Source organism: Clostridium sp. AM28-20LB, assembly GCF_003480665.1.
Lineage (GTDB): Bacteria > Bacillota > Clostridia > Lachnospirales > Lachnospiraceae > Otoolea > Otoolea fessa.
In genome coordinates this window covers 151,108-163,705 of record NZ_QUJN01000002.1, presented here as the reverse complement: position 1 = coordinate 163,705, position 12,598 = coordinate 151,108, and the positions used below count along the sequence as shown (strand labels likewise).

General features: G+C 37.8%; 11 protein-coding genes and 1 pseudogene. All 12 read right to left on the bottom strand.

Features of this window, described 5'->3' with window-relative positions; translation table 11 throughout:
- Positions 1-93: 93 nt before the first annotated feature.
- Positions 94-1,320 (bottom strand): glycosyltransferase family 4 protein, encoded by a 1,227-nt coding sequence (locus DW739_RS05505; protein ID WP_118742773.1) that lies wholly within the window; start codon positions 1,318-1,320, stop codon positions 94-96.
- Between the two features lie 16 nt (positions 1,321-1,336).
- Positions 1,337-3,808, bottom strand: coding sequence for an LTA synthase family protein (locus DW739_RS05500; protein WP_118742772.1), 2,472 nt, complete (start codon positions 3,806-3,808; stop codon positions 1,337-1,339).
- A 24-nt stretch (positions 3,809-3,832) separates the two neighbouring features.
- Positions 3,833-4,885 (bottom strand): acyltransferase family protein, encoded by a 1,053-nt coding sequence (locus tag DW739_RS05495; RefSeq protein ID WP_182427947.1) that lies wholly within the window; start codon positions 4,883-4,885, stop codon positions 3,833-3,835.
- A gap of 1 nt (position 4,886) precedes the next feature.
- Positions 4,887-5,801, bottom strand: coding sequence for a sugar phosphate nucleotidyltransferase (locus DW739_RS05490; RefSeq protein ID WP_118742770.1), 915 nt, complete (start codon positions 5,799-5,801; stop codon positions 4,887-4,889).
- 57 nt (positions 5,802-5,858) lie between these two features.
- Positions 5,859-6,029 (bottom strand): hypothetical protein, encoded by a 171-nt coding sequence (locus DW739_RS14860; RefSeq protein WP_182427946.1) that lies wholly within the window; start codon positions 6,027-6,029, stop codon positions 5,859-5,861.
- 57 nt (positions 6,030-6,086) lie between these two features.
- Complete coding sequence (locus tag DW739_RS05485) at positions 6,087-6,440, bottom strand: multidrug ABC transporter (protein ID WP_118742769.1); 354 nt, start codon at positions 6,438-6,440, stop codon at positions 6,087-6,089.
- Positions 6,430-6,792, bottom strand: a complete 363-nt coding sequence (locus DW739_RS05480) for a transporter (RefSeq protein ID WP_118742768.1) — start codon at positions 6,790-6,792, stop codon at positions 6,430-6,432. The genes DW739_RS05485 and DW739_RS05480 overlap by 11 nt, the downstream gene beginning before the upstream one ends.
- Positions 6,785-7,942: an ATP-grasp domain-containing protein gene (locus DW739_RS05475; protein ID WP_118742767.1), complete on the bottom strand. Its 1,158-nt coding sequence runs from the start codon at positions 7,940-7,942 to the stop codon at positions 6,785-6,787. The genes DW739_RS05480 and DW739_RS05475 overlap by 8 nt, the downstream gene beginning before the upstream one ends.
- Positions 7,939-8,952: an NAD(P)-dependent oxidoreductase gene (locus tag DW739_RS05470; RefSeq protein ID WP_118742766.1), complete on the bottom strand. Its 1,014-nt coding sequence runs from the start codon at positions 8,950-8,952 to the stop codon at positions 7,939-7,941. The genes DW739_RS05475 and DW739_RS05470 overlap by 4 nt, the downstream gene beginning before the upstream one ends.
- 4 nt (positions 8,953-8,956) lie before the next feature.
- Positions 8,957-9,883, bottom strand: coding sequence for a glycosyltransferase family 2 protein (locus tag DW739_RS05465; protein ID WP_118742765.1), 927 nt, complete (start codon positions 9,881-9,883; stop codon positions 8,957-8,959).
- Positions 9,883-11,018: pseudogene (gene rffA / locus DW739_RS05460) on the bottom strand (dTDP-4-amino-4,6-dideoxygalactose transaminase). Before rffA ends, DW739_RS05465 begins: the two are co-directional and overlap by 1 nt.
- A gap of 26 nt (positions 11,019-11,044) precedes the next feature.
- On the bottom strand, positions 11,045-12,556 hold the full coding sequence (locus DW739_RS05455; RefSeq protein ID WP_118742764.1) for a glucosyltransferase domain-containing protein: 1,512 nt from the start codon (positions 12,554-12,556) through the stop codon (positions 11,045-11,047).
- Positions 12,557-12,598: the final 42 nt, after the last annotated feature.

The following is a 12,598-nucleotide window of genomic DNA, read 5'->3' as shown; positions in this document are numbered from 1 at the left end:
ATCCCCCCTGAAGGGAATAAATAAAATTGTTTCAAAAATATAAAAAGCAAAAAAAATAAGACCGCTGCCGTCTCATTTCCATCCGGTATACTTCTATTCCTTTTCTGTAAAACGTTCATAGATCTCCCTCATCTTCTTTTCCACCACATCTAGGCCAAACTCCCTACTTCGCATGATACAGGCTTCTCCCATCTCTTTCCAGCTGCTCCTCCTAGAAAGCATATCCCGAAGAGCTTCCGCCCAGACATCCGCATCCTGAAAATGATTCAGCATGATTCCGCCCGGGCATAGCTTCATTCTCTGATTTTCTGACTCGGTCCATCTATCTCCCATCAGATCCGTATTGCCCCGGATCTCCGAACAAATCACCGGAAGGCCACTTGCCATGGCCTCCAGCATCGCCCTAGGCAATCCCTCCTGAAAGGATGGAAAAAGGAAGATATCCGAAGCTCCAAAGATCTCCAGCATATCTTCCCTGTATCCTAAAAACGATATATGATCTGCAATTCCAAGCCTGTCCGCCAACCCATGAAGATGCTCGTTCAATTCTCCATGTCCGCACAAAAGCAGGTGCAGCTTTTCATATGCACTACGATGCGGCTCATCCTTCATTCTGGCAAGCATCCGGAACAGAACTTCCTGATTCTTCCTGGGTATCATCTCCCCGGATGTCAGAAGCACCACCTGATCAGGCCGCACCCCCAGCCTTTCTCTCTTCCTCTGCCTTTCTTTATCCCCAGGAAGGCGAAATTGAGAACGATCTATCCCCACTCCCGGCACATAATCTACATACTTCGCATGGAATTTCCGCTTCGCCAGTTCATAATCCTCCCGGTTAATACAGATCTGCTGATCCGTATACCTCGATAAAAACTTTTCCATCGGATAATAAAACAGCCAGTTCTTCCATGACGCCCCTTTAAAAAAATGGAATCCATGGGCCGTATAAATCACCGGGCCTGTCCCCGTCACATGTGCCGCCAGACGCGCCATCACCCCTCCCATCGGCGTGTGGCAGTGCACCAGCGAAAAATCTTCCCTGCGCATCAGCTCAACCATCTGACGATACACCTGAAAATTCCGCTTGTCAAACGGACTCCGCACAAAATCAATCTGATGGCAGATAATCCCCGTTCCATCCAGACGGTGATTATCCGTCCCATAGGACGGCGTATTAAAATTCGAAGCATAATGAACTTCATATCCCATGCTCTGTAAAATCCGGACGTTGTTCATCTCAAACTGCGGAACGAAGCCGCTGACATGGGTAACCAGAAGCACCTTCCCGCGCTGCTTTCCTTCCATTTCCTGTCTCTCCATTCAGGCACCCCCAGACTTAATAGTGAACCTTCTTGTCAAACATGTTCCGGTACTGCAATCTCCAGTACTCCTCCAAAATCGGCTGGCTGGTGTCCAGCACTTCCCAGGTGCCATCCTTATCGCGCCATGCACCACCATCCATCGCAGGGATCTCCTCTCTCACTTCCTTCAAAAACTCCTGATACGGAAGCAATTTTATCCCCGCCTTTTCAAACATCAGTTCCGAGAGAAAATTCGCACTGGTAAATACATTTTCCTCCGCATCGATCTCATAATTCGCCCAGATAAAAAATGGGACAATATAGCGGCTCTGCGCTTCCGCAAGTATCCACTCCGTCAGCGGCTTTCCTGCTAACGTCTCATAGAAACTTTCTTCCACCATCGGCTGATGATCCCCAAAGAATACGATCACCGTTGGATCTTCTATCTTGCTAAAATAATCAATCAACATCGGAATCGCCGCATCTGACTCACGAATCAATGTCAGATACTCTTCTGCATTTGGAAATTCTCCCTCATGCCCCGGAATCCGGACTGCATTCTCTGTAAAACATCCTGCGTCGTATCCGCTGTGATTCTGCATCGTCACATTAAAAATAAACGCCGGCTGTCCACTTTGACGGATTTTTTCAAACTCTTCGATTACCTTTTTATAAGAATCCCGATCCGAAATATAACGATCTCGAATCAGCTCTGCATTTTCAAAATCAGACACATCCAGAAACGTTTCAAAGCCAATTTTGGGATACACCTGAGCGCGATTATATCCTCTCTTATCGTATGGATGAATTGCCGTAGTATGATACCCTCTGGTTTTCAAAATCTGTGCAATCGAATACGTGCCATTCCGTGTGATATACTGCTGATACGGAATCGATCCTTGAAGAAATGCCATCGAATTTCCTGTCAGAAATTCATACTCTGTATTTGCCGTTCCGCCTCCGATCGGATATACCTGCATATAACCTTTTACTACATTTCCCGATAAAGAATTAAAATTCGACATATACACTTCATTATCCAATTCCGGGAAAATCACACTGAGATCCGAAAAACTCTCATTCATAATCGCGAGCACATTCGGACAATTCTGTTCCTTCTCATCTTCCGTTTCTACAAATTTCGAAATCATCTCTTCCGAATCTTTTGACGAATATCCCGCTGGCTCTTCCAGTTTCATATGGCGGATATCCGAAATGAAGCTAAGAGCAATCCCATACCTCTGAATGTTTATATTTTGGTTCCAAAAATCCATATCCGGGGCAAATAAAGTTCCACCCATCATAAAACTAAGCAGACATACAGACGGAAGCGACCACACTAAAACACACGAAAAAACACGTTTTTCTCTTCCATAAAAATAAAAAGTCAATACAAGAAACGCTATCAGAAGCCACAATGCCAGAAGCATCGGTCCCGTCACACTGTAGTGGTAATTCATAAACACATTTTTAGCCGTTCCCATCGCAAGAAAATCTCCCGGCACGATAGGCGAACCACGAAACAAACGCACAAACGAATTTGCTACGGAAAATATGTACATAACCAGCATGACCGCCGATACCGAATAAAAAATACTTCGAACCAGCATATACACCATCATCAAGAACAGAAGGTAAATCACAATATTTCCGAAAATATATTCTGCCCCAATATTTGCCAGATTCTGTTCCACCAGTTCGACCATGTACAATAAAATAACAGATGACAGAATCAGCCACACGCCATCTGTCACTATCTGATAAATCTTTTTGTCACTGTCTCGCTTCTCATGCCATTCATGCACATTTGCTCCAACCGCCGATATGACTAATAATGTCAAGCTACATCGAATTCCTAAATCCAAGATGTGAAAATAACAGGAAATAACATATAAGACAGCATAAAATCCAATAAAAAATGCTACTACCTTTTTGATTCCGATCGTTTTTCTTAAATTCACAATCAACTGTTCCATCCCTGCCAAACAAAACAGTGTTATCAGGAATACTCCGTCAAACATCACTAGATTATTAAAAATAGAAACTCTGCCGATTGTTTTCCGCAAATAGTAAGACTCCCACCCAGAAGAATACAAATCTGTGCGGCTGATTCTCTTATCATTAGACCAAACTTCTGCCACACCAGAGCCATCATGCATCTGGAAATCCACCTGAAGCTCTTTCACATTTTCTGCTGTATAAGAAAGCGTAGCCGGGCTGTCCGGATTGACCACCATCCAGACACCATCTGCATGCTTCCAATCTCCCTGCTTTTCTATTGAATCAAAGGGGACTTCCTCTCCATCCAGAAGAATTCGGACAATCCTTATATCTGATCCACCTGATTTGATATTTCGCTCGGCTGTTGCTGTAATCGTCAGCCTTGCTTCTTTTACAGGACTAGCAAATATATCATTAAAAATCGTATACGAAAAGAAGAGCGAGATTACCAGTGCTGCCAGTAAACTCACTCCATATTTAAAATATAAATTCTTTTTTTGTTTCATTGCTATAAATTCTCATTCTGAATTTTATCTTATAATCCGACTTAATATATTCATATGTATATACGAAATCAAGAAAATCACAGCTATAGTTATAACAAATGACAATGAAAACGGAATGCTTATATATGAAAAAAACGACAATAAAAATCTTCCAAATGTCATATGCATCAAATACACCGACAAACTGATCTTACAGCAAAAATCTATCATCTGACTCTTTTTGAATTGTTCTTTAAAAATTGCAAATATTATAATTAAAAAAAGAGAGTATATAAATGATACAAAATAACAATATGTATCATGATACTCTCTGGCAAATACCCAAAACCATATCACCATAAGCACATAATTTACAATCAGCAATAAACTCCCATTAAAAATTGAAATTCGCCGTTCTTTTCGAAAGATTTCTCCTAAAATCATTCCCATCAGAGGCATGTAAACGAACACTAACGTTGAGGAAACCGAAAGATGAAACCCCTTTAATAAAAACATTATCAATAATACAAATAATTCTAAAAATAAAAAGTTATACTCTGGTTTTATTTTTTCATAAATCCATGCATATCCTATTCTTACTAGATAAAATAAAAACAAAGGAATTAAAAACCACGTGGTGCCATTAATGACATCTCCATGACCTGTAAAATATCCAACCAAAGTCATACTTTCAATCCATTGTTTTATCGAAAATTGACTCCAATAAGTTGTTTTTATTATCCAAGTCAATCTTTGTAGAATATAAAACAAAAAAAATGCCATTAAACATCCCACATAGGTTTTCATTGTCTTTTTAAAAGTCTTTTTTGCTTCATTTTTATAATTTCCGTTATATGTAAACAAAAAACCACTAAGCAAAAAGAATAATGAAACACCAAAAGCGCCAAAATCTTGAATTATATCTAACGGAACTGCAAAAAAGAAATCTATTATTTTTTTTACAATCCAATTAGGATTATAAAAGCCTCCCAAGTGATCATATAAAATCATAACCAGTGCAATTACACGTAAATAATCAAACGCATATATTTTTGAACCGTTTGACTTATCTGAATATACATCTACTTTTTCCACCATACTACTTCCATAACTCCTTCGGGTATGTACCATCTTCTATCATAAGATGAAACTTCTCCTGCGCCGGTTCTATATCTTCCTTATACGTAATTCCAATCCACCGATCCGATGTATTCAGAACTTTTACAGAAGCCAAATTCTTTTCCAACAATTCAGCTACAATGTTCGGTAGAAGATATTCTTTTTTCTCCGGATTTTCTCCTAATGTATCAAGGAATCTGGTAAATCCTTCGTCTATGTACTTCAAAAAGTCCGGATATCCCGCCCACATATTCATGGATACCATCGTATCCAGTGTGATCCATTTGCTGACTTCCGCATTATCGCACTGGATTTTTCCATCCACTATCTGAATTCCCGTTGTCTCAATCACTTTCTCCAGATATCCATTTTCATCTGCCACACAGACACCTCTAGTTACAGATCCGTTCTCACTCAGCGTGTTCTTCAAAGAAAATCCAGCCATGGCAAGGTTCATCTTCTCTTTATTCTCATTCTCGGAACTCAAGAAATCATGAAGCTTTATAAATGCTTCTTTTCCATAATAATCATCTGCATTAATAATCACAAATGGCTCTTTGACCACACTCTTGCAAGCCAAAATTGCCTGTCCAGTTCCCCATGGTTTCACGCGCCCTGCAGGGACTTCATATCCATCCGGCAAGTTTTCCAATTCCTGATAGACATACTCTACTGGCATAACTTTCGATAAGCGATTTCCAATCACTTCTTTAAATTCCGCTTCGATTGCTTTTCGAATCACAAAAACAACTTTGGTAAATCCAGCTGCTTTCGCATCGTAAATCGAAAAATCCATAATAATCTCCCCATTGGGAGCCATCTTTGCAAGCTGCTTGATACCGGTTCCGAAGCGGGAACCGATGCCAGCAGCCATAATTATAAGCGTCGCATTCATATTTTTCTCCTAGAAGCATATTTTACCTATAGCTACTACTATAACTATCGCAAGTAATTAATCAGCCTGCTTTCCGAGCTCCTCTATCCTACAGTCTCTACAATGTGATTGAGGAATATACCTTCCATCACCCATATCTCTATAGCCAAACCACTCTTCAATCTTATCCTTATTTTTTGCTCTTTTTCCGCACCGCGGGCATTCCGCCCAATCTTTTCCATATGGCATATAATCATTTCTCCTTTTTACGTTTCTAAACATTTTTATAATAAACTACATTTTCTATTAACCACGCAATGCGCTAATCACAATTCCTACAATAATCAATCCTAATGCTATCCATTTTTTTGTATTCATTTTTTCTTTAAATATTGTCACGCCAAAAAATGTTACATATATATAACTCGTGGCTTCCAGTATCGGTCCCATAGAAAGTGGAATCCCCCTATATGCAAAAATTGATAAAATTGTTGTTCCAACAAACATTGAATATGCAATGATAACCAAAGGATTCACATATTCACGAAGTAAAGAAGAATACTGTCTCTGTGACGCCTTTTTTAACAACACTTGCGAAATAGCACTGATGAAAACACCACATAACAATAACCCTGCATAAAAATAAGCCTTACTGTCCATCCTGTACCTCATCTGTCTTTGCGAATATAATTACACCCCCAACAACCATTGCCGCTCCAACAAGTTTTCCAAATGTTATAGATTCTCCAAAGAACAGCCTTCCCCAGACGATCCCCCAAACAACCGTTACCGCCTTGTTTGCAAATGCAGTTGTTAAAGGAATATTCTTTATGACCTGCTGCCACCCAATAGCGTAAACTCCCAAAAGTCCAATAATAATTATATAATAGATACAAAAGCGAATGCTTAAAAACTTCTCACCTGCAGCTAGCTTGCTACATATTCCACTCATTGAATATATCATCAGCATTGCATGGAGTCCTAATAGCATTTTTATCATAGATTTATTCATTAGTAACCTCTTTTTCTTCCGGTAAATATGGAAGCAATTCTTCATAACTTTCTGCTTTCATTAAAAAATAACCAAATCGAGCCGAACTGTCCGTCACAATTCCTGGATGAATCGGCTGTATATCCTCTTCCATCAAATACTCTGGATGATCTTGTTTCAAAGATTCCAAAACATCCAGATCTTTCTTAGAAAAAACAAAGCGAACAGCAGCCGTCTTTCCCTCCTGTTGTTTTTTCAAATCCGGCTTCTGACCTAACGCAATTTGTATCACTGCGCGTACAAAATCAATTCCCGTAGATAACCTAACCAGACTACTTCCAATACAATCCCCGCCCATTCGTCCACCAATTTCAATTAATACAATTCTACCATCTGATGAAATCTTCAATTCTGTATGGGACGCACCATTGCATATCTCCAACGTATCTAACGCATGAAAGACCACTCTTTTCACCCGTTCCAACATCTCCTCAGCAATCGGCGCAGGCTCTATATGTCCCGTCTCAACAAAACCTGGCGCACCTGTAGTAAACTTTTTTGTCATTGCTAAGAAATAATGTCCTCCTCCATAAGAAATGCATTCAACACTATACTCTTGACCTGTGGCAAATTCTTCTACCAATGCATCTTTTTCGAATCCTTGTTCTTTTGCATATTCAATGGCCTCCACCAAACCATCTGAGGATTCTAATTTCGTAATTCCTCGACTTCCCGAACGATCCACCGGTTTCACAATAAGAGGATATTGAAACGAAACTGCTTCTAACTCTTCCACCGAATGAATCAGAAAGCTTTTAGGCGACGGATCACCGTTTTTCTCAAACGCTTCTCTCATTTTATGTTTATTTGTCGACTTTTCTGTGCATACTAGACTATTTCCGACAAGTCCCATTTCCATCGCCACATAATTTACTGTAATGGAAGCCAGATCTGATGCAATGCTACAAATTCCATCAATACCGATTTCCAGACATTTATCTAAGATTTTTTTCTTCTCAACAATACTAATTGGATAAAAATAATCTGCCGTTTTTTCTCCAATATCTCCAGATTTCCATGCAAATACATGCGTTTCAAGTCCCATCTCTTTTGCTTTCACAATTAACGGATTTTGAAGATAAGACGCCCCAATAATTGCTAATTTTTTCATTTCTTCTCTCCAGACTCAACAAGAACATTCCAAAAATCGCTTTCTAATTCTTTTTTATAATCCATCATCATATTCAAATAATCTGTATATTTCGGTTCAAATCCAAAATCACGCTTTGCTTTATCCATGCTATATAAAAATGATGGTGTTGAATTTGATTTTTCTGGTCTGTAAATAAGTGGACTCTTTTTCTCTCCTCCAAACACATTCACAACCGCCTTTACCTGTTCATCCAAATCAATCTGAACATGACCGGTCATATTATACAGGCCACAGGTTAAATTACTCTTTAATGCAGCTACATAAGCATCCGCTACATCCTTTACGTAGATAATATCACGTTTGATATGTGGATCCCCCCAAATCTCAATCGCTTTCCCCTCTCTTGCATTATCAATAAATGTAGCAATTCCTGATTTTTTCGGTGTGCCATTCACATAAATCGTTCCATGTGGTCCCACGCCATAAACAGGTGGAAATCGAAACCATGCACATTGCATACCATGCTGCTGATTATAGTACTCCATTACATCATTCGCCGCATTTCGGCTAATGACATAAATCGCATGATCGCCCATAAATTTAAAATTTCTAGGTTCATCTTCCGTAATTGGATATTTCTTTCCCCATGCCCCAGACACATCACTGTAACTACAGTTTCCTATCACTTTTCGGATTCCATTCCGTCTACAATATTCCAAAACATTTATCGTTCCTATTACGTTTACTTCAAAATAGTCTGCTGCATTCTCATCTACGTCAAGATTAACTGCCGCATTGGCTGGAAGAAGTCCCGCCAAGAGAATGACCCCTTCCACCCCTTCTGTTGGAAGCTTATCAAATTCATCCTTGTTCGTTATATCCAACGTAAGGAACTCTGCCCCCATCTCTTCCAGTTTCCTTCCAAGTATTTTATTTCTTCCAGTCGCAATTACCTGTTTTCCAGCTTTTAAAAACGCCTGAGTTGTATACATACCTATAAAGCCAGTAGCACCTATAATCAATACCATTTATCTACTCCTTCTCATTCAATGCTTCCGCAATTACATACAGCGGACGATTCTTAACTTCTTCAAAGATATTTCCAATATAGATTCCTGCAATACCAATCGCAATTAAAAGAATACCTCCCATTAAATAAATGGAAGCTACTATCGTTGTCCATCCACTTAACACATCGCCAATAATCACTGCCCGAAGCATTAGATATACAATATAAAGGAATGCACAAAATGCGATTACAAAACCTGCATGAACTGAAAAAAATAACGGTTTATTTGATTGAGATGTAATAATTTCGAACGCCATTTTTATCTTTCTTTTCAAATTATAAGAAGAAGTTCCCTCAAATCTGGCATCCGCTCTCAAATCAATCGCTGTTTCTTTAAACCCAAGCCAGCGTATAAACATGGTAAATGCCCGGTTATGTTCTCTCATACTGCAATAACTATTAATTACACTTCGTTTAGAAATGCTAAAATTGCAAATCGAGCTATCAAAAGCTCCATCTGTAAAATAATCATACACCTTATAGAAAGTTTTCGATAAAAACTTTGTTATAACCGAATCCACCCGCTCCTGTCTTCTGGCAAAAACAACATCATAGCCTTCCTGAGCTTTTTTATAAAGCTCTATAATTGCTTCAGGACGATCCTGCAAATCACAATCCATAACAACAATCCAATCTCCCTTTGATTTATCGAGTCCTGCTGTAATTGCACGAATTTGGCCAAAATTTCTAGACAAATGAAATCCCTTTACTCTTTTATCCTTCTGACAAAGCTTCACAATCTCCTCCCAGGAATTTTGTGGGCAATGATCATCCACTAAGATAATCTCATATGCATCCGTAATCTGAGACAATGATTCTGTTAATCTCTTATGCAATTCTGGCAAAGCTGCTTTACATCCATATACAGGAATTACAACCGAAATATCCATCAAATTTCCTCCTGAAAGAATGACTGTGTTCCCTGAATTACCATATCAATCTCTTTTTTATTTAAACCATAATAAAGTGGAAGACGCACTAAACGCTCACTCTCTTTTGTTGTATACTTATCTATACCACTAAAGCGCCCAAACTTTAAACCAGCCGGAGCTGAATGGAGCGGCACATAATGAAATACCGTCTGAACTCCTCGCTCTTTCATATAAGCAATATAGCGAGTTCGCTCTTCCAAGTTCTTTAATTTAATATAAAACATATGAGCATTATGGACACACTCCTCTGGAATTTGAGGAAGTTCAATTTTTCCGTCCTTCGCTATTTTCTCAAATGCCTCCCGATATCTATTCCAACTTTCTAGTCTATTTTCATTAATTTTATCTGCTATCTGAAGCTGCGCCCAAAGATAAGCCGCATTCAATTCACTTGGAAGATAACTGTCACCAAAATCAACCCATGTATACTTATCCACCTGTCCTCGAAAAAACTTTGCTCGATCCGTTCCCTTTTCTCTCAAAATTTCAGCTTTTTCATTATAAATAGGATTATTGATTACAAGAGCCCCCCCTCTCCCATCGAATAATTTTTTGTCTCATGGAAGGAATAACAGCCAAAATCACCTATTGTTCCTAATGCCTTTCCCTTATAAGTACTCATAACTCCCTGTGCAGCATCCTCAACTACTTTTAAATTATGCTTATAAGCAATCTCCATAATTTTATCCATCTCGCAAGCTACTCCTGCGTAGTGAACCGGCACTATCACCTTTGTATGTTTAGTAATCGCTGCCTCTATCTTATCTTCATCAATATTCATCGTATCTGGACGAATGTCCACAAATACAAGTTTTGCTCCCGCCAGAACAGCTGATGTTGCTGTACTTGAAAAGGTATAGCTCGGTAAGATCACCTCATCTCCTGGTTTTAAATCGCACAAGAGCATCGCCATGTCCAACGCTGTGGTCCCACTAGTGGTCAGCAATACTTTCTGTGCATGAAAACGTTCTTCTAACCATGTATTACATTTCTTTGTAAATGGACCATCGCCACAAATTTTCAAATTTTCAACAGCTTGTTTAATATTATCTAATTCTCCTCCCACATATGGAGGTCTATTAAAATTTACCATCACTTACACTCCTTCCTTATCCTTTGTTAATACACAGCAATATACACCGTATCGCCTTCAAAATATATCTGCTCATCTAACTCAATATAATCCCAATTTTTACTTCCAAATAATCTTTCGAATTTATCTTCTTTAAATTTTTTCTCTTTAAAATTTCGCTTCAAATAGTAATTAATCATATTAACAAATGTCCATTCTACGTTAGCTCTACGAAGATTTGTGTCATAAATACAGTATTCAATTGGATCAAATGTCCATTTACAATTCGCATCTTTCTCATATGAAATATATTTAATCTGATTACCTGTAGACTGTTCGTATTCCTTGATTTTTTCCCCTAATTGATGCACATTTTCTTCTTCAATTCCCGCAAGAATTGCATTATTAACAATTATTTTTTGCGCTTGTATAAAATTAACAAATAAAAAAAGCATTAAAAATATTGCAAAGATACTCTTTTCAACATTTTCATGCTTCGAATACGTAAACGTTATTATACAAATCGAAAAAATCAGTGACGATATTCCTAATATTGTTCTTGGTGACAACCACAGCGTTGACACAATAAAATGCGGCAAATATGCTGCTATTACACAGGCTATTATAAAAATCAGCAGTGTTACACATCTTAAAACAAATTTCTTTTCTTTATACCAACTCAGAATTAATATTCCTAATATGATGAGCAAAAAAATCAACGCGCTATGTTTTGGTAAATATCTACAATAATCATCAATCGCTCCACAAAAATCCCGCGCAATCTCAATGCTATTATGTATTATTATATTTTTATCCAGAACAACTGTCCTACTATCTCCTGAAGATATTTTACAAATTTTTAAGAACTTTATAATTAGTATACTCACTATCGATGCCGCTCCACCAATCATAACAATCTTTAAAAAGTCAAAAATTGTTTTTCTTGTTAAAACGCATTGATTTTTTATCAAAACATATGTAGCTGTTATTATCAAAAAAATCTCTATATATACTTGATACATTCCTAATGCAACAACTAAAAGCAAAAAAGTTTTCAAATAGCCTTTCCAATCAATTGATTTGCAAAAAGAAATAATTGCGCCATAAGAAATCATTAATGAAATCGCTGCTCCAAAACAAGTTTCAGGGAATAAAAACCAACCTTCCAAAATGCTTATATTAAAAAAATTCAGCCATATTACAGCATCCAAAACAGCCGCATCTCTTTTATTTTCAACACCAATAAGTTCTGAAAACAAATTCCACAATAGCGTTGTCAACATTGCTATAATAAAAATCAAAAACGCTTGATTAAACAATACATGATGTTCAATTTTTATCCCAAAGCATTCTAGTCCTTTATAAATTATATAATGAAATATCCTTCCTAATCTTAAATGCTGATTTGCTGAAGACTCATAATATGTAGAAAAAAAGTCTGCACTATAATGTTTTGCTGAAAGCGTTATTGAATAGAAAACAATCGAAATAATGCAATTTACTACTAATAATACAAAAGTATTATTATTCAACAAATCTACCTTTTCTTTTTTATTCATCTTTTCAAACCTATTCTCCTTAATTTTTCGTAGATGTCTAAA